The following is an 18,939-nucleotide window of genomic DNA, read 5'->3' as shown; positions in this document are numbered from 1 at the left end:
GATGAAACTTGAGGCTACAGGGAAAAGCGGGATTTGGCAGAAATTCGGTCCGTTACTCGCCCTGGTACTTTTATTTATCGTAATAACCGTTTTAAATCCATCATTCATGGAACCGAATAATATTTTGAATTTATTGCGTCAAACCTCCATCAATGCACTTATTGCATTTGGAATGACCTTTATCATATTGACAGGCGGCATCGACTTGTCCGTCGGTTCCATTTTAGCTCTATCCAGCGCACTTATGGCTGGTATGATGGTCTCGGGATTAGATCCGATTTTAGCAATATTAATAGGCATTCTACTAGGCGCAATAATGGGTGTAATCAATGGGATACTCGTTTCAAAGGGAAAAATGGCCCCTTTCATCGTGACACTGGCCACCATGACGATTTTCCGGGGATTAACGCTTGTGTATACGGATGGAAAGCCGATTACCGGAATTGGCGATTCCGTTATGTTCCAGATGCTTGGGAGAGGTTACTTCCTTGGAGTGCCAGTACCGGCCGTTGTAATGGTTATCGCTTTCTTCATCCTATGGTTCCTGCTTCATAAAACATCCTTTGGCCGTAAAACTTATGCCATTGGAGGAAATGAAAGGGCTTCCCGCATTTCGGGGATTAAAGTTGACCGGGTCAAGGTGGCCATCTATGGTCTGGCCGGTACGATGGCGGCCATTGCCGGTGCCATTTTGACATCCCGTCTGAATTCGGCACAGCCGACGGCAGGCCAATCCTATGAAATGGATGCCATCGCTGCAGTGGTGCTGGGGGGAACGAGCCTTTCAGGCGGTAAAGGACGCTTGTTCGGTACGCTGGTCGGTGTCCTGATCATCGGTACCTTGAATAACGGCATGAATTTACTTGGTGTATCTTCTTTTTACCAACAAGTGGTAAAAGGTGCAGTTATATTAATCGCGGTCTTACTTGACCGTAAAAAATCATAAGAAGAGGTGTAATCAATGAAAAAAATAGTATCGATCATCATGGTTCTTTCATTAATGGTCTTGGCTGCCTGTTCAATGGATTCTGGTCTAACAGATGATAAAAAAGAAAAGAAAGACTCCTCCATGAAAGACGTGAAAGTCGGAGTCAGCATCTCTACTTTAAACAATCCATTCTTCGTTTCCTTAAAAGATGGTATTGAAAAAGAAGCAAAAGAAAAAGGCATGAAAGTCACAGTTGTTGACGCCCAAGATGATACGGCAAAACAAATCAGCGGAATTGAAGATCTAATCCTTCAAAAGGTGGATGTCCTTCTTGTGAATCCTACTGACTCTGCGGCAATATCTTCAGCCATTCAATCAGCTAATGAAGCGGGCATTCCCGTTATCACGATTGACCGCTCTTCAGACGAAGGCGACATTGAAACGTTCATCGCTTCCGACAATGTGGCTGGCGGTGAAATGGCTGCAGAATATCTAGTTAAGGAGCTTGGCGAAAAAGCGAAAGTAGTGGAACTTGAAGGGGTATCTGGTGCATCTGCAACTCGTGAACGCGGGAAAGGTTTCCACAATATTGCGGACAAGCAGTTAGATGTCCTGACAAGCCAAACGGCGGAATTCGACCGGACAAAAGGGCTTAACGTCATGGAAAATATCCTGCAAGGCAATAAAGATATCCAAGCGGTATTCGCCCATAATGATGAAATGGCACTAGGAGCCATTGAAGCAATCAAGGCAGCAGGAAAAGACATCATCGTGGTTGGTTTTGACGGAAATGATGATGCATTGAAAGCAGTTGAAAACGGTGAACTAAAAGCTACGATTGCCCAACAACCGTCACTTATCGGTGAAGAAGCGGTTAATGCGGCTGAAAAGATCTTAAAAGGCGACAAAGTGGATGACACAATATCCGTTCCATTGAAATTGGTCACCAAAAAATGATTGTCATACAAACAATGAGGAGTGCCGGAACTTTTCCGGCACTCCTTTTTTTAATTCCATTGATGTTATCTGATTGTGGACAATCCAGCTTGAATTGATATGAATGAGAGAGTATAAGAAAGTGAGAGCATTCTTTTACAAAAGTAAGGCGGCCCTTGTCGGACCGCCTCCTAAATCAACTGATTGCTAGAGTATACCTTGAGTCAGCATCGCATCCGCCACTTTAAGGAATCCGGCAATATTGGCCCCTACAACTAAGTTGCCAGGCTCACCATATGCTTCTGCAGCCTCTACACTGTTTTTATAGATGTTCTTCATGATTTCATGCAGCTTGGCATCGACTTCTTCGAAAGTCCAAGGCATTCTGGCACTGTTTTGGGCCATTTCGAGTGCAGACACGGCTACGCCGCCTGCATTGGCCGCTTTTGCTGGTCCAAAAAGGATTCCGTTATTAAGGAAAACATCAATGGCCTCAAGGGTTGAAGGCATATTAGCACCCTCGCCGACTGCCTTCACATTATTTTTGACCAGTAATTTTGCTGCTTCTTCATCGATTTCATTTTGTGTGGCACAAGGCAATGCGATGTCACATGGTACAGACCAAATGCCGTAGCTTCCTTCATGGTATACAGCTTCCGGGTGCGCATCGACATACTCGCTCAAGCGTTTTCGTTCCACTTCTTTTAGGCGTCGTACTGTATCCAGGTTCAGACCATTTTCATCATATATGTAGCCATTGGAGTCGCTGCATGCAACCACTTTTGCGCCTAGCTGTGTAGCTTTTTCAATGGCATAAATGGATACATTGCCAGATCCGGAGATAACGACGGTGCTGCCATGGAATTGTAACCCTTTGTCTTTTAGCATTTCTTCAACAAAGTAAACCGTTCCATATCCAGTCGCTTCTTTACGGGCCAAGCTTCCGCCATAACTTATGCCTTTACCAGTTAGAACACCGGCATGGTAGCTGCCCTGCATCTTTTTATACTGGCCGAATAGATAACCGATCTCCCTTGCACCGACTCCGATGTCACCAGCTGGTACGTCTGTATCAGGGCCGATATAGCGGGATAGTTCCGACATGAAGCTTTGGCAAAAACGCATGATTTCTGCGTCCGATTTTCCTTTTGGATCGAAGTCCGACCCGCCTTTTCCCCCACCGATCGGCTGGCCAGTAAGAGAGTTTTTAAAGATTTGCTCGAAACCAAGAAACTTTATAATGCTGGTATTGACAGTGGGATGGAATCGGAGACCGCCTTTGAATGGTCCGATTGCACTGTTGAATTGCACACGAAACCCACGGTTTACTTGAACATTGCCCAGGTCATCAACCCAAGAAACACGGAAGGTGATCATTCTTTCAGGTTCAACCAGCCTCTCCAATATCCCGCTTTTCATATATTCAGGATGTTTTGCAAAAACGGGGATCAGTGAAAGGAATATCTCCTTTACAGCTTGATGGAACTCATTTTCGTGAGGATTACGCTCCTTTACCTGTGCGTATACTTGACTTACGAACTCTTTGGCGACTTGTAATTCCTCATGCTCGACTTCTTGTGAAGTGGTCATTCTTCTCTCTCCCTTAAGGCAATATAGTCGTTTTAAAGTATTAATTGAATAAGATATCGGTTTTTAGATGATACTTTCATGATATAATTTAAAAATAAAACAAACAATCTGAATATTAGATAAGTAGCATGCTGTTTTGATATGGAAGAGGGAGCTTAGAGTGGAATTAAGGCAAATCGAATATTTCATTGAAGTGGCAAAGCGTGAACATATGACGGAAGCAGCAGTGAACTTGCATGTTGCCCAGTCAGCTGTCAGTCGTCAAATCTACAATCTAGAAGAAGAATTGGGCGTACCACTATTTATCAGGGATGGCCGAAAGATTAGATTGACGCCTATCGGACATACCTTTTTAGCGAATATGGAGCAAGCTATGGATATAATCGATCGTGCCAAGCGTGAGATGGCTGAAAGCCTGCACCCAGAAAAAGGGACAATCCGGATTGGCTTTCCCAGCAGTTTAGCTTCTTATGTATTGCCAAGGGTCATTTCCGACTTCAGGGAAGGTTATCCGCAGGCAAAATTCACATTGAAACAAGGTTCATATCGATACCTGATAGATTCGGTAATAAAAGGTAACATTAACATGGCCTTGATCGGTCCTCTGCCGATGAATGAAAAGAAAATCAAAGGTGAAACGCTATTTATTGAGAAGTTAGTTGCCCTTTTACCGGAAAGTCATCCTTTGGCCTTGAAGAAATCACTATTCTTGAATGAGCTTCAAGGAAACCCGTTCATCCTATCTCCAAAGGGTTATGTATTAAGGGATCTCGTTATGAAAGCTTGCAAACTGCATGGCTTTGAACCGGAAGTGGCATTTGAAGGAAAAGATACTGATGCCATAAAAGGCCTGGTGGCAGCAGGTCTGGGTATAACCTTGATACCTGAGATTTGTTTGATCGATAGCTTGCCGCGTCTTACGGTTAAATTGCCGCTGGAGGAACCTTCTGTTACCAGGGCTGTAGGTGTCATCGTTCCAACTGATAGGGAACTTATGCCAACGGAGAAATTGTTTTACCAATATTTGAAGGACACTTTTGTAAAATTGGAAGGTTTTCAAAAATAGGATGGGTATCTATTAGAAAAGTCATAAATCCAGCTAATGAAGGAATCCCTAACCGGGTTCTTTTTTTGTCGCAAATGTACCGAAATATCCTCAAATAGACATCTTACAATGGGGTAAATTATTTTTAAATAATAAATTATGGGTTTTTATTGAATGGTAATGTGTTAAATCTTTATCTTTGAAAGCGCTTTTATTTTATTAGAATAAAAATATCATTTACATTATCAGAAAATTCATGTTATTATACGGGAAGACATTAGCAGACATTTAGGTAGCGGTACGATATACTTAATAGGCATTTTTTAATGAAGACCTTTATTTTTTTTGATTTTTCTAAATTGAATATTCTGATAATTAATAAGGAGTGGAGATAAAGTGAGCAGGAAAGAATACATCAGCGATCGAATGTACAAGGCATCAACAGGGATAGCCAACGCTGTCTTGGTTACATTAGGGATCGGGTTATTGTTTGAATCCATAGGGGGCTATTTAGGCTGGGAGGTCTTCATGGCAATAGGCGGGGCCGCAAAGGTCTTGCTAGCGCCAGCTTTAGGAGCAGGTATCGCATATCAGCTTGGAGGAAATTCATTAATTATCTTTAGCGCCATGGCTTCAAGTGCCGTTGGAGGTGCTGCCATTCACAGAACTGCTGAGGGTGCCTTCACGATTGTTACGGGTCAGCCGCTAAGTGCTGTCTTGGCAGCAGTGATTGCAACATATATAGGTAAGCGCCTAGTCGGCAAAACGAAGTTGGACATCATGGCCATCCCAATGGGAGCAGTTCTTGTCGGTGGAGTTTCGGGATATGGCCTGGCTCTTGTCACCACTCCGCTCCTAACATGGATAAGCAGTCAAACCACGGCTGCGGTCCAGGGTTCTCCCTTAATCGGTTCCATGGTCATAGCCTTGGTATGGAGCATTTTATTGATGACACCGGCGTCTTCCGCTGCACTGGCGATCGCCCTGCAATTAGATCCCGTTTCCAGTGCTGCAGCTCTAATTGGATGTACCGTTCAGTTTGTCGGGTTCACTGTCATGTCTTATAAAGATAATGATATGGGCGGATTCCTGGCACAGATGGTCGTTACGCCAAAAGTCCAATTTCCTAACCTGATCAAAAAGCCTTTATATGTCATTCCTCCTTTTGTGGCGGCAATCATCTGTGCACCTATCGCAACCTTGGCATTCGATTTTCAAGTGCCGTATGAGCTTGGAGGAATGGGGTTAAGTTCAATGATTGCACCGATTGCCATCATAACGGGTCAGGGGTTGTACACGTTCTTGGTTTATGTGGCAGTGGGCATGGTATTGCCAGCTGTGATCACACTTGCCTTACATCGGGTATTGAAGATGATGGGTAAAGTTAAGCCAGGCGATCTTCATTTAGAAGTTTCATAATCAAAGTTTTCTTGGAAACCAGCCTGGTTAAGGAACCGGGCTGGTTTTTATTTATAAAGGGATTAGGGTAAAATGGGGAGGAAAGCATTTGCATAGATAGGATGATATAGATGGGAAAAGAAATAGATATAAAAGTGAAAGCTAAGTTCGTGAGTAAAATCAGCAAGGGTTTTCCCTTGATTGTTAAAGAGTCGATAGCCAACCTTAATGACCTTCAGGAAGAGGGGGCCTTGGTGCGTTTGGTGGATGAAAACAACCGCTTTCTGGCAAAAGGTTATTATGGTAAACAGAATAAGGGCTATGGCTGGGTATTGACCCGAAGAGAAAATGAAAAAATCGATCAATCCTTCTTTAACGGCAAAATCCAGGCAGCATATGAATTCCGGAAGTCTTTTTTTGAAGATGGTGAGACTACAGCTTTCCGCTTGTTTAATGGGGAAGGTGATGGAATTGGCGGTTTAATCATTGATCATTATGATGGTCACTATGTCATTAGCTGGTATAGCAAAGGGATATATTCCTTTAAAGACTACATCATTAAGGCATTGCAGGAAACGGTCGAGGTCAAATCGATTTATCAAAAGAAACGCTTTGATACAAAGGGGCAGTACGTGGATGAAGACGATTTTGTCATGGGCGAACAGCCGGCATTTCCGCTTCTTGTAAAGGAGAATGGAGTCCATTTCGCTGTCTATCTGAATGATGGGGCAATGGTCGGTGTCTTCCTTGATCAACGCGATGTCAGAAGGAAAATCCGGGATGAATACGCCAAAGGGAAAACCGTGTTGAATATGTTCTCCTATACTGGGGCATTCTCCGTATTTGCCGCTTTAGGCGGTGCTGTTAAAACAACTAGTGTCGACCTGGCGAATCGCAGTTTACCAAAGACGATCGAGCAGTTCAGTGTGAATGAAATAGATCCTGAAGCCCACAATATCGTGGTGATGGATGTTTTTAAATATTTTAAATATGCAGTGAAGAAAGCTCTGAAGTTTGAAATGGTCATCCTCGATCCGCCCAGCTTTGCCAAATCGAAGAAGTTTACTTTCAGTGCCGGAAAAGACTACACAAATCTATTGAAAGATACCATTTCCATTACGGAAGACAATGGGGTCATTATCGCCTCAACTAATTGCAGTACGTTTGACATGAAAAAATTCAAGAGCTTCATTGATGTTGCTTTCAAGGAAATGGATGGTAAATATGAGATCATGGAAGAATTCTCATTACCGGCTGATTTTAAAACAATAAGGGAATATAAGGAAGGGAACTATTTAAAAGTAGTCTTCATTAAGAAAATTAAAGGTTAAAAAAGGGCGTCCACAGTTCCATTAGAGCTGAGGATGCCTTTTTTAATGAAAAATTGTTTCATGTGAAACGAACGGATATTCGGAATTCAAAGGTTTGGCCGTTCACTTTTCAAACCTTTCGATAAATGAAAAGAAGGTTTCATGCGAATGCTGTTAGCGATGCAAAACTGGGCTGCATAGTAGGTAAGCATGATCAGTGGACCAGAATAGGCAACATCATCGATGAATTTGTTCCAAGATAAAATGGAGTCTGAAATCACGAACAGGACCCCGCCGATGATTGCAGCCGTATTTCCGGTCATGAATGCCGCCCAGCCCATGAGGGAGATGACCGTTACATAACAGATTACAGGGATGATGAGGGTATGTTCCCCTTTTTCCATTAAAGAATGTATAATTTCACGGCCAATCCAAGTGGAGTAAATGTAAATCGGAACAATCGTCGCAAATCGAAGCCATGAAAAGCTCCAAAGTCTAAAGAATGCTGAAATATAGAAAAGGTGGCCGATCAAAAAGGCGGAAAGCCCGATGACGAACCAGATTAACAAACCATCTCCAAGCATGCAAAAGAATAAACCAAGAAGTATCAAGGTTTGGTAATGATTCCGTCTTCCCACAGTTGTGCAGGCATAGAGCAAAATCAATAACATGGGGATGACCTTGAACATGATTTTGATCATTAAAGGCTCTTCCGGTATAAAAAAAATATATAATAGCCCCGTAATAGTGATTGCGGCAGGTAAGCATTTCATTAACATTCATTTCCCTCCTTTACCTTTAATTCTATGCAAGGATATGGAAACCCTGTCAATTAAAGAGCTGTTTACAAGAAAGTCGTTAAAATGAAAAAAACTGACTCCCGATTAACCAGGAGTCAGTTCAGTTATAGAATCATACAGCTTCTTTAACGAATGCTTGCTTTAACCAGTTCTTTCCCTCAACAAGCCGTGTGACAAGCATGGCACAAACCGTGTTTCCCGTTGAGTTGAGCAGTGTAGCGGGAGCATCGATGATCGTGGATATAACGGCAATGATCGGCAGGACTTCAACAGGGAAGCCGAATACACTAAGAATCAACATTTCCCCAATCATGCCGCCCCCAGGAATGGCACCCATAACAGCTCCTACCAAAAAGGCAACAGCAAGTATACTTAATATGCTAGAAATGCTTGTCATATCTTTTCCAAATAAGCTGAATAGGAAAACGATTTTCAATACACCGCCGAATACCGAACCATCTTTATGGGTGTTGGCTCCGAGTGGGATGACAGTCTCCGCTATATCCTTAGGCACGCCCATTTTCTTGACTGATTCAAGATTGACTGGAATGGATGCGGCACTAGAACAAGTCGCGATGGCTGTAATGGATGGTGTCAGGGCATTTTTCCAAAATAGTTTAACTCCATCTTTCCCGCCTGCAATAAAGGCATACAAAGTGAAGAAGCCGAAATAATAAATCAAGGCCAAGACTAGATAAAGAATGAAAGTGCGAGCATAGCCTTCTAAAATCTGCGGTCCAAGCTGCCCGATAATCGCCGCAAAATAAGCACCAAGTCCAATTGGAGCATAGTACATGACGATTTTGACAACCTTCATCATGACAGCTGTACCCGCTGTCAAAAACTCAGTAATCGGTCTTGCTTTCTCACCGACGAGTGCAGTGGAAAGTCCGATTAGTACTGAGAAAACGATAAGCTGAAGCATATTGCTTCTGGAGAACAGTTCTGGGAAATCGGAAACGGTTACCGTGTTGACCAGTTGACTGAAGAAAGATACTTCTTCGATGGTCTCTTCAGGGGAACTGTTTTCCATCAGTTCTTTAATGGCTGTCGTATCTGTGCCTTCCAACGGATTGACAATGGTTGTCCCAATAAACCCAATGACGGCGGCCAAAGCGGCTGTTGTCAGGAATACGAGAACGATACTTCCCATGATTTTTCCGAGACGCTTCATTCCGCTCATATTGGCAATCGCTGAAGCAATGCTGAAAAATACCAATGGCACGATGATCGTGAACATCAGATTTAAGAATAAGTCCCCTAGAGGCTGTATGATCGAGGTTTTATCCCCGAAAACGACACCCGCTATCCCGCCGACAATAATGGCGGTGAGCAGTATTAAAGAGGATCGATAGTTTTTGATAAAACTCTTCATTAAAATTCCGTCCTTTCAGGATGAAGATATCAATAAAAATATACTTCATTATCAACTCTAAAATCAGGTTTGACAATATATTTTTAAAGGAAGGAATGTTAAAAGAAGAAATGCAATAAATAATAATGGGGAATGGATGGTGAAATATCAAGAAGGAGGGATAGAATGGCATTTATTGAGGTGGAAGAAGGCGTTCGGTTGTTTTATGAAGAAAAGGGCCAGGGGAAACCGATTATTTTTATCCATGGTGTGTGGATGAGCAGCCGGTTCTTTAAAAGGCAGCTTCCGTACTTTTCAGAAAAATATAGAACGATCTTACTTGATTTAAGAAGCCATGGCCAGTCAAATCATGTACATTACGGAAATACGGTCTCCGTTTATGCAAAAGATCTTCATGCGTTCATAGGTGAACTGGGATTAAGAGATGTCATACTTGTAGGCTGGTCGATGGGGGCATTTGTAGTCTGGGAGTATCTTAAGCAGTTCGGTGAGGAAAATATTCATTCAACTGTGATTGTGGATGAATTGGCATCTGATTTCAAGTGGCCAGATTTTAATATCGGCGCATTTGATATGGACACGTTGATTGCCTTCATGACTGAAATTCAAACGAATCGTTCCCCATTTTTGCAAAGCTTCCTTGCTTCCATGTTCAACAATGAATTATCTGCAGAGGATGCAAGCTGGATGCTTGGGGAAGTGACCAAAATGCCGGAATCCATCGCCAGCAGCATTCTGTTTGACCAATCGATTGTGGACTATCGTGAATTTTTGCCAGAAATCAAGATTCCGACACTTCTCTGTTTTGGAAGGCATGAAAAGGTCATTCCTGTAGCTGCAGGGGAGCATTTGCATAAAAACATTCCGAATTCCAAACTAGTAATCTTTGAAGATAGCTGTCATTGTCCATTTATGGAAGAAAGCGATTTGTTTAATGAAACAGTGGATTGCTTCATTCAAAAAGGAGTATAGTCGTACAGGATAGGAAAAAAGGGGATGCAGTGACCGTGTCTGCACTCCTTTTCATTATGGATATAATTGAATTTTCTTTCAACTGAACGGTTTCTGCAGGAAATAAAGGGAATACTGGTACTAAGGAAGATAGTAGGGAAGGTTAATGAAATTGATAAATTAAATAGGTAATATTTTTATATCCTTTTCACAGGAATTGGGCTATTATGAGGTGGATTTAAATTGGTGTGATCGTTATCTGTTATTGAGAGAAACTCATGCAGGAAGTGATGGAGAGGATAAAATGGATGATCGTTTACCATACAATGAAATTATAGATGTATGTTTACTTGCGGGAAAAATCATGCTTCAGAACGGAGCAGAAACATCAAGGGTGGAAGATACGATGGTTAGGATCGCTGCAGCGTTTGGGTGCGGTGAATCACACAGTTTTTCGACCCCTACTGGAATTATTTTTTCGCTGGATGGTATGCACCCAGCTTCAAAATTGATCCGAGTTTCCCAACGATCTACAGATTTACATAAGGTGACGCTGGTTAACAGTATATCCCGAAGCATTTCCAGCAAGGAAATGACACCGGAGGAAGCATATTTACGGTTAAAGCAAATCGAAAAGGCCGGGATGGGGTATCCCATGTGGGTACAGGTCTTTGCTGCATTCATCGCGAGCGGCTGCTTTTTAATCATGTTCCAAGGACAGTGGAATGATTTCATCTGGTCCTGTATAGCTGGAGGAATGGGATTCTCATGCCTGCTTTATTTGCACTGGTTACTGGAAGTTCGTTTTTTTGCTGAATTCATCGCCTCTTTAGTCGTAGGATTAGTAGCTATGTTTTTTGTCCAGATTGGAGTGGGGAGTCATTTGGACACGATAATCATCGGAGCGGTGATGCCGCTTGTGCCAGGACTGTTAATTACGAATGCAGCCAGGGATTTAATTGCAGGGCATTTGGTTTCGGGTCTATCCAAGGGTGCTGACGCAGGTTTGACTGCTTTAGCCATTGGGGCAGGAATATCGGCTGCGTTTGTTTTCTTATGATTTTAGGGGAGGAAGAATGATGATTGCACAGCTTATTACAAGTTTCATTGCCTCAGCAGCCTTTGGAGTCATCTTCAATGTACCAAAAAATTCATTGTTTCATTGTGGTTTCGTAGGGATGTTAGGGTGGATAATATATTTTGTTCTGGTTGAAAATGAGATAAACACCATCATTGCAACATTAACGGCTGCATTTATCGTTGCGGTCATCAGCCAGTATTTTGCTAAAAGGTATAAAACGCCGATTACGATTTTCAATGTATCGGGAATCATCCCCCTTGTGCCTGGAGGTTTGTCTTATGATGCGATGAAGCATTTTGTCGGAAATGATTTTTATGTCGCCGTTCAGCTGGCAGCCAAGGTCTTCATGCTGGCTGGTGCCATTGCGATGGGGCTGATCTTTGCAGAAGTCATGAACCAGGTAGTAACGAAGTACAATAGAAGGAAGTTAAGATTGAGAAGCTAGCGGGAATCTTCCTGATGAATATGTTCTAAATAAAGAGAAAGGAGAGCAGGTCGAACACCCTGATCTCCTTTCTCTTTTTGATATTTTAAAATAATAATAAATCTAGCTTATATAGGATCTTTCATGCCGGTGTTAGCCGTGACCAAGATTTCGTCGTATTTTTTGGCATCAGCTTTCTTGCTTGACAGAAGTGTTCCGGCGATGGCTGCTATAAAACCAATCGGGATGGAGATGATGCCTGGATTGGCAAGCGGGAATAATGGCTCCCCTACGAATATTGCCGCTCCCTCTACAGGTGACCAGACATTGGGACTTAGGAACACAAGCAATAAAGAACTGACCAGTCCAACTATCATGCCCGTGACAGCCCCGGCTGTGTTGAATCGTTTCCAGAATACCGTGAAGACAATGATTGGCAGATTGGCACTGGCAGCGACGGCAAAGGCAAGTGAAACAAGGAAAGCGACATTCATGTTTTGGGCAAATAAGGCAAGGATGATGGAAAGGACGGATACTCCGATGGATGCCCAACGAGCAGCAACGACTTGTTCCTTGTCAGTGGCTTGGCCTTTCCGGATAATGTGGCCATAGAAGTCATGGGCAAAAGCAGATGCTGCCGACAGGACGAGACCTGCTACAACCGCTAAAATGGTTGCGAAAGCAACAGCAGAGACGAAGGCGAACAGGAAGTCACCCCCAATGGCTTCGGCAAGCAGCGGAGCAGCCATATTACCGGCTGCATTCGCGGCAATGATTTTGTCGTATCCAACAAAAGCTGCAGCTCCAAAGCCAAGGAAAATGGTCATTATATAAAAGATGCCAATGATCCACGTGGCATATACTACGGACTTACGGGCTGTGATGGCGTCTTTCACCGTAAAGAAACGGATGAGAATGTGAGGCAGTCCAGCTGTACCGAGTACAAGCGCTAAATTAAGGGATAAAGTATCCAAAGGATCCTTGAATTTGTTACCTGGGTTGAGGAAATCCCCGCCCAAAGGGGTGGCTGTTTTCATTTGCTTGAACATCTCGATCACGCTAAAGTCGAATTTCGACAACACGATGATGGAGATGATGAATGTACCAGCCATCAATAATACCGCTTTAACGATTTGGACCCAACTGGTGGCCGTCATACCGCCAAATACGACATATACGGTCATTAAAATACCTACAATGATGACGGAGTAAAGATAATCAATTCCAAGTAAGAGTTTTATAAGGGCACCTGCACCGACTAATTGGGCGATCATATAAAAGGTTGAAATGGAAATGGTGTTAAGGGCAGCAACCCCGCGTACTTTCTTTTCATTGAAACGGGCAGCGATCATGTCAGCCAATGTATACTTGCCAAGGTTACGGAGCGGTTCGGCCACGATATAAAGAACGACCAGATACGCAACGAGAAAACCTATGCTATAGAAGAAACCATCAAATCCAGAGAGTGCGACCATGCCGGCTATCCCCAAAAATGAGGCGGCGGACATATAATCTCCCGCAATGGCCCAGCCATTCTGCCAGCCAGTAAGGCTGCTGTCAGCCGTATAAAAGTCCGCGGTCGTTTTGGTGCGCCTTGAAGCAAAATAGGTAATGACCAATGTTAGCCCTACAATGATTAGAAATAATATAAAAGCAAGTATATTCATTGTGAATTCACCTTTTATCCTTTCGCTTCTTTAACGATTTTTTCTACTAATTGGTCAAATGTTGCAGCTTTTTTGGAATAGAGGATGCATAATGTCCAGGTCATGACAAATTGAGCGAAGGCAAAAATCCAGGCCCAGCTGATTGTTCCGAAAGCAATTGAGTTAAGAACTTTAGAATAGGAAGTTAGTATGGGCAGGGTGAAATAAAATACCATGAAAAAGATGGATAGCGGGACGATAAAATTGCGTTTTTTCCTTAAGAGCTCTTGAAAAGATTGTGATTGGACGATCTTGGTGTAGTCCGTGGAAGCGCTTGCCTCGGTTTCCTTAGCGATTGAATCGTTTGATGCCAAGTTGGTTCCCCCTTCATCATCAATGATTTGGTGTTGATTACCAATTTCCGGTAACAGTATCAGTATATAATTTTCAGAATATATTGTAAATTTAAATGCTGAAAATAAGGCATTTTTCGTTCGACATAGTTTTTATGGTTACGTACAAGCAAAAGCTGCTTGCTGATTGAAATCGGACACGTAGCCATTAAGGAAAAGTTAAGCTTCTTTCACGATACTGGTTTCAACGAAGGAAATCTGAAAGGAGTAAAGTGATGAAAAAGTTGATGATGATAGGTACGGTTTTAGTGCTGGCGATTGGGGGATGCGCTTGGTTTTTCATGAAGGACAATGCTGACAGACATCTTGAAGTGCCTTAACCGTCTCACCGCCTAACTCATACGCTTTTTGAAAATCAAAAAGCGGTGGACCAGAACGTTCTCATCGGCGGCGTTTCCTATCGCGTGATCGGTGTGCTGAAATCGGTAGGCACCTCAATGGGATTGAGCGGGGATGATGTAATCATTGCACCGATCACCACTGCCGAACGGGCTGCAGGCAGCACAAAAATCGGAACCGTATATTTAAAAGCGAAGAATGAGAATATCATAGATAGGGCGATGTACCAGGTACAAGGTACGATGACCACATCATTCCCGGAACAGGGTGATAACTATTCGGTGACCAATCAAGAAGATCTGATGGATACGTTCACTCTCATGCTTGGCGGCATTGCCAGTATTTCGTTATTGGTAGGCGGAATTGGAATCATGAATATCATGTTGGTTTCCGTCTCGGAGAGGACAAAGGAAATCGGAATTAGAAATGCAATTGGGGCAAATCGGAAATCGATTCTTCTACAGTTTTTAATAGAAGCGATGGTCTTGAGCTGCTTAGGGGGATTGTTGGGAGTAGGAATTGGATTGGGAATCGCAAAATTGATTTCATTCAAGCACTGCGTCACGAATGAACATACAAATTGAGAGAAAGCAGGCGATTAAAAGCCAGCTTTCTTTTGCATATGAAAAAGGATAAAATCAACATATATATCACAATTGAAGCGGCTGGGAGGTACCCTGAATGAAGGTTTTGGTGGTAGAAGATAATGTTTCATTATTAGAATCGATCCGACAGATTCTGACGGATGAATATGAAGTCAATACAGCGGATAATGGGGAAGATGGGCTATTTCTGGCTCAGCAAAGTATATACGATATCATCATTTTGGATGTAATGCTTCCAGGAATCGATGGATTTGAAATCGTACGGAAAATCAGGGAAGCAAAAATCGATACAAGTGTCTTGTTTTTGACGGCAAAAGATGCGCTTGAGGATCGTGTCAGAGGATTGGAAATGGGTGGCGATGATTATTTAGTCAAGCCTTTCCAGGCACCGGAACTTAAGGCCAGGATTCGTGCCCTGCTTCGAAGGAGCGGCATTATATCGCTTGCGCAGCATGTGAAATACCGTGGTATTGAACTGTTGGAAAAGGAAAAGGATATTTTGGTAGATGGAAAGGTCATTAAAATGACCTTGAAACAGTTTGAATTACTGGAGTACCTAATTCAAAATAATGGGAAAATATTGACCCGTGAGCAAATTTTCGACCGCATTTGGGGGTTTGATTCAGATACGACGATTGCCATTGTCGAAGTGTTCATCCACCATCTTAGAAAAAAGCTGGAACCTTTCAATTATCATAAAGATATTCAAACCGTACGCGGAATTGGTTATATGCTAAAACAACCATAAGGGGATCATTATGTTCCAAAAAACACGGCTTCAACTAACATTATTGAATTCTATCGTCTTTATTGTCTTAATAGCCATTTTAAGCAGAACAATTTATTTCTATACGGAAAATCAGATCTATAAGGATGTCAATGATTCACTTAAAAAGGATTACAGGGATTTCAATAATGGAGGCATGCCAGGCGGACGTCCACAAGGTGAGTTTCTCTTAGGGCCGGGGCCAAGTGTCATCGTTTGGGGACCGGATGATACGATCATTGAGCCAAGACTGAGTGTAGATAATTTTTTTAAGGTTAATGAATCGGAATTTTACCCTGAAAGATTTGATGAGATTGAAGAGATATCGGTGAATGGATATACGTATCGGGCCCTTTCCACCCAGGTCGATACGGGGTATGGAGAGATGGCCGTACAATTCATCAGGAATGTGGATACAGAAAAGGATATGCTCGATCGCCTGCTGCTCATATTGTTTGTTGGTGGAGGAATTGGAAGTCTAGTGGCGGTGGGCGCAGGCTATCTTCTGGCAGGACGGGCTTTGATACCGGTCAAAAAATCCTGGGATCAGCAGCAGCAGTTTGTCTCGGATGCTTCGCATGAAATTCGAACGCCGCTTGCTGTCATTCAATCGAGGGCTGATTTGCTGTTTCAATCACCTAACGCGACAATCGAGGAAAAAGCCGTTGATATATCCATCATTTCGAAAGAAGTCCGGAGATTGAATAAGCTTGTTAACGGACTTTTGACCTTGACCAGAACGGACTCGAATCAAATAGAGGTTAAGAAATCGAACTTTTTCCTTGATGACTTACTTATGGATATCGTGGAACAGTATACGGATATCGCCTCTTTTCAAGAGAAATCAATCATTAGCCATGCTCCCGAGCAGGTGGTGTTTCATGGTGATAAAGAGAGAATTCATCAGCTATTGGTGATCTTGGTGGATAATGCCATGAAATTTACCGAGGAAGGCGGGGAGATTTCCCTATCCTGCATCAAGAATGCCTCATCCATCATTCTTACTGTAGAGGATAATGGAAAAGGCATTCCACAGGAAGAACTCCCCTTGATTTTTAACCGTTTTTATCAAGTCGAGCAATCCCGTTCAGAAAATGAAGGCTCTGGTTTAGGTTTATCCATAGCCAAATGGATTGTAAACACACATCAAGGGAGCATCAAGGTTACAAGTGAACAGAATGAACGCACCCGTTTTGAAATCACTTTTCCGAGGAATCAAAGGAAAAATTAATCCACCTTTAGATGCCACCCAATACGAAAAGACCCTTACTTTCTTCCTTGTTGCTTAAGGGGAAATTAAGGGTCTTTTTAGATTATCATCTAATAAATCATTTATTTTCGGAGGGGAATCATTGATGAAAAGACTTGGTAGGTTACACTTTTTTGTTGGAATATTGGCTTCGGTCCTTTTAATGGCCCAAGCAGTCATCGGGATCATGATGTATATGGATGGCAGCGGCGCTGAAACCATGAACCGACAAGCGGTGATGGGTATGCCTGCCGACAGCAACACAACAAAAACGGAGGATACGGAAGAAATGGCTAATAGCAGTACGGCGACCGATGATTCATCTACGGAAACGGCATCTAATGATACGCAGGGCACTCCACAAGGCGGGCCAAATGGTTCCGGGACTTCAGGGGAAATGCCAAGCGGTGGCGGTTTCCAAGACAGAGACTCTTTTGCAGGGAAATTCATCGACTTTTATCAAGGGGCAGGCAGTTTGGCCGCAACCATCATCATCTTTGTAATTGGAGGCGTTGGATTAGCGACAACGGTGATATCCAGAAAAACAGCTGCCTAAATAGTCGATACTATTTGAGGATAGAGAAGGTTCCTTTAGGAAGGGGGAGCCTTCTTTTTCAATTCACGAAACCCACTATTGTCACTAATTGTTATTTTAAAAAGGGAAATAATAATTGCACTTAAAAAAATATTAGTTTAATATAGACTTCTGGAGAGGTACGTACATGTATTTTGGATGAAAGAGAAAACGTTTGCATAAGTTTTTTGAGGGTATCCTACTATTAATGCACGAACATTAAATTCACCCTTAGTGGAGGCAGAATAAATGAAATTTCTGATTGCAATTTTAGGACTGCTTATTGTTTTTGGACTAGCTATCTTAGCCAGCAGTGACCGGAAGAAAGTTAAAATTAAACCGATCATCCTCATGGTGGTCATTCAGCTTGTTTTAACTTATTTATTATTGAACACGAAGTTTGGTTTAGTGATCATCAATTCGATTGCCGATGGTTTCGGAAAACTTTTAGAATGGGCAAATGAAGGAATCACCTTTGTATTTGGCGGGATTGTAAACGAAGGAGCATCTCCCTTCTTTTTAAATGTCCTTCTTCCTATCGTATTCATCTCAGCTTTAATCGGGATTTTACAGCACTTCAAAATCCTTCCGTTCATCATGAAGTGGATTGGATTCCTTCTAAGTAAGGTGAATGGAATGGGTAAATTGGAATCTTACAATGCGGTTGCATCGGCCATAGTGGGCCAATCCGAGGTTTTCATAACCTTGAAAAAACAACTCGGTGCCATTCCGCCATCTCGCATGTATACGCTTTGTGCATCAGCCATGTCAACTGTATCGATGTCGATTGTCGGTGCATATATGACGATGATTGAACCAAAGTACGTTGTGACGGCCATTGTTATTAACATGTTTGGTGGATTTATCATCGCATCCATTATCAATCCTTATACCGTAACGGATGAAGAGGATATTCTACCTGTTGAAGAAGGGGCAGAGAAGCAGTCTTTCTTCGAAATGCTTGGGGAGTATATCATGGATGGATTTAAGGTTGCTATCACTGTAGCAGCGATGTTAATTGGTTTCGTTGCCTTAATCGCAGGGATCAACAGCGTATTTGACATGATCTTCGGCATTAGCTTCCAAGACATCATGGGGTATATCTTTGCACCGTTTGCCTTTATCATGGGTATACCGATTTCAGAAACCGTGACTGCTGGCGGAATCATGGCGACGAAGCTGGTAACCAATGAATTCGTTGCCATGCTGAGCTTAGGCGACGCATCAGCAGCCTTGAGCGAAAGAACGATAGGGATCGTTTCTGTATTCTTGGTTTCATTCGCTAATTTCTCATCAATTGGAATCATTGCCGGTGCAGTTAAAGGACTTCATGAAAAACAGGGAAATGTTGTAGCCCGTTTCGGCTTGAAGCTGCTTTACGGTGCGACTCTTGTCAGCATCCTATCGGCGATCATTGTAAGTGTGATACTTTAAATAACAGATCGAACATAAAAGGGCACTTGGGTTTACTCCTAAGTGCCTCTTTTATATATGTAAAGCAGATAGAAA

The 18,939-nt window shown here is 42.6% G+C and carries 18 protein-coding genes and 1 pseudogene; 14 read left to right on the top strand and 5 right to left on the bottom strand.

Annotated features, from left to right (window positions below; translation table 11 throughout):
* The first annotated feature begins 1 nt into the window (after position 1).
* Both ACFVS1_RS20460 and rbsB read left to right on the top strand, forming a co-directional pair.
* Positions 2-946 carry an ABC transporter permease gene (locus tag ACFVS1_RS20460; protein ID WP_352924291.1) on the top strand — a complete coding sequence of 315 codons (945 nt, stop codon included), beginning with the start codon at positions 2-4 and terminating at the stop codon, positions 944-946.
* Positions 947-961: 15 nt separating this feature from the next.
* Positions 962-1,885 (top strand): ribose ABC transporter substrate-binding protein RbsB, encoded by a 924-nt coding sequence (gene rbsB, locus ACFVS1_RS20455; protein ID WP_352924290.1) that lies wholly within the window; start codon positions 962-964, stop codon positions 1,883-1,885.
* Positions 1,886-2,071: 186 nt separating this feature from the next.
* On the opposite strand, the gene gdhA is transcribed toward rbsB, so the two are convergent.
* Complete coding sequence (gene gdhA, locus ACFVS1_RS20450) at positions 2,072-3,454, bottom strand: NADP-specific glutamate dehydrogenase (protein WP_387550059.1); 1,383 nt, start codon at positions 3,452-3,454, stop codon at positions 2,072-2,074.
* Between the two features lie 160 nt (positions 3,455-3,614).
* Between gdhA and gltC the strand changes: the two genes are divergently transcribed.
* The 3 genes from gltC (at position 3,615) to ACFVS1_RS20435 (ending at position 7,228) form a co-directional block, all read left to right on the top strand.
* The gene (gene gltC, locus ACFVS1_RS20445) at positions 3,615-4,520 is read left to right on the top strand and encodes a glutamate biosynthesis transcriptional regulator GltC (protein ID WP_387550057.1); all 906 of its coding nucleotides are present in this window, start codon (positions 3,615-3,617) and stop codon (positions 4,518-4,520) included.
* A gap of 405 nt (positions 4,521-4,925) precedes the next feature.
* The gene (locus ACFVS1_RS20440; protein ID WP_387550145.1) at positions 4,926-5,918 is read left to right on the top strand and encodes a PTS sugar transporter subunit IIC; all 993 of its coding nucleotides are present in this window, start codon (positions 4,926-4,928) and stop codon (positions 5,916-5,918) included.
* A 110-nt stretch (positions 5,919-6,028) separates the two neighbouring features.
* A complete protein-coding gene (locus tag ACFVS1_RS20435) occupies positions 6,029-7,228 on the top strand; it encodes a class I SAM-dependent rRNA methyltransferase (RefSeq protein WP_241589469.1) in 1,200 nt (399 codons plus the stop codon).
* Between the two features lie 86 nt (positions 7,229-7,314).
* Here ACFVS1_RS20435 and ACFVS1_RS20430 read toward each other — a convergent pair whose 3' ends face one another.
* Together ACFVS1_RS20430 and ACFVS1_RS20425 are read right to left on the bottom strand one after the other, a co-directional pair.
* Positions 7,315-7,986 carry a lysoplasmalogenase gene (locus ACFVS1_RS20430; protein WP_387550054.1) on the bottom strand — a complete coding sequence of 224 codons (672 nt, stop codon included), beginning with the start codon at positions 7,984-7,986 and terminating at the stop codon, positions 7,315-7,317.
* A gap of 133 nt (positions 7,987-8,119) precedes the next feature.
* The gene (locus ACFVS1_RS20425; RefSeq protein WP_352924279.1) at positions 8,120-9,382 is read right to left on the bottom strand and encodes a dicarboxylate/amino acid:cation symporter; all 1,263 of its coding nucleotides are present in this window, start codon (positions 9,380-9,382) and stop codon (positions 8,120-8,122) included.
* Between the two features lie 165 nt (positions 9,383-9,547).
* On the opposite strand from ACFVS1_RS20425, the gene ACFVS1_RS20420 reads away from it, so the two are divergent.
* The 3 genes from ACFVS1_RS20420 (at position 9,548) to ACFVS1_RS20410 (ending at position 11,859) form a co-directional block, all read left to right on the top strand.
* Positions 9,548-10,354, top strand: coding sequence for an alpha/beta fold hydrolase (locus tag ACFVS1_RS20420; protein ID WP_387550052.1), 807 nt, complete (start codon positions 9,548-9,550; stop codon positions 10,352-10,354).
* Between the two features lie 283 nt (positions 10,355-10,637).
* Positions 10,638-11,393: a threonine/serine exporter family protein gene (locus ACFVS1_RS20415; protein WP_207438687.1), complete on the top strand. Its 756-nt coding sequence runs from the start codon at positions 10,638-10,640 to the stop codon at positions 11,391-11,393.
* 16 nt (positions 11,394-11,409) lie between these two features.
* Complete coding sequence (locus tag ACFVS1_RS20410; protein WP_241589471.1) at positions 11,410-11,859, top strand: threonine/serine exporter family protein; 450 nt, start codon at positions 11,410-11,412, stop codon at positions 11,857-11,859.
* A gap of 107 nt (positions 11,860-11,966) precedes the next feature.
* Here the strand turns inward: ACFVS1_RS20410 and ACFVS1_RS20405 are convergent, their stop codons facing one another.
* On the bottom strand, positions 11,967-13,505 hold the full coding sequence (locus tag ACFVS1_RS20405) for a solute symporter family protein (RefSeq protein ID WP_387550049.1): 1,539 nt from the start codon (positions 13,503-13,505) through the stop codon (positions 11,967-11,969).
* Positions 13,506-13,519: 14 nt separating this feature from the next.
* Positions 13,520-13,858, bottom strand: coding sequence for a DUF485 domain-containing protein (locus ACFVS1_RS20400; RefSeq protein ID WP_241589473.1), 339 nt, complete (start codon positions 13,856-13,858; stop codon positions 13,520-13,522).
* A 380-nt stretch (positions 13,859-14,238) separates the two neighbouring features.
* Here ACFVS1_RS20400 and ACFVS1_RS20395 point away from each other — a divergent pair.
* From ACFVS1_RS20395 to ACFVS1_RS20370, 6 genes and pseudogenes are all read left to right on the top strand, one after another.
* Positions 14,239-14,457: pseudogene (locus tag ACFVS1_RS20395) on the top strand (ABC transporter permease); the annotation flags it as partial.
* Complete coding sequence (locus ACFVS1_RS20390) at positions 14,458-14,820, top strand: ABC transporter permease (RefSeq protein ID WP_387550143.1); 363 nt, start codon at positions 14,458-14,460, stop codon at positions 14,818-14,820.
* Positions 14,821-14,917: 97 nt separating this feature from the next.
* On the top strand, positions 14,918-15,589 hold the full coding sequence (locus tag ACFVS1_RS20385; protein ID WP_387550046.1) for a response regulator transcription factor: 672 nt from the start codon (positions 14,918-14,920) through the stop codon (positions 15,587-15,589).
* A 10-nt stretch (positions 15,590-15,599) separates the two neighbouring features.
* The gene (locus ACFVS1_RS20380) at positions 15,600-16,838 is read left to right on the top strand and encodes a sensor histidine kinase (protein WP_352924270.1); all 1,239 of its coding nucleotides are present in this window, start codon (positions 15,600-15,602) and stop codon (positions 16,836-16,838) included.
* Positions 16,839-16,962: 124 nt separating this feature from the next.
* Positions 16,963-17,412 (top strand): hypothetical protein, encoded by a 450-nt coding sequence (locus tag ACFVS1_RS20375; RefSeq protein ID WP_352924269.1) that lies wholly within the window; start codon positions 16,963-16,965, stop codon positions 17,410-17,412.
* A gap of 267 nt (positions 17,413-17,679) precedes the next feature.
* The gene (locus tag ACFVS1_RS20370) at positions 17,680-18,864 is read left to right on the top strand and encodes a NupC/NupG family nucleoside CNT transporter (RefSeq protein WP_352924267.1); all 1,185 of its coding nucleotides are present in this window, start codon (positions 17,680-17,682) and stop codon (positions 18,862-18,864) included.
* The last annotated feature ends 75 nt before the right edge of the window (positions 18,865-18,939 follow it).

The organism is Peribacillus sp. NPDC058075 (assembly GCF_042885195.1).
Classification (GTDB): domain Bacteria; phylum Bacillota; class Bacilli; order Bacillales; family DSM-1321; genus Peribacillus.
Note: the sequence above shows the minus strand (reverse complement) of the source record. Positions and strands in the feature narration are given on the sequence as shown.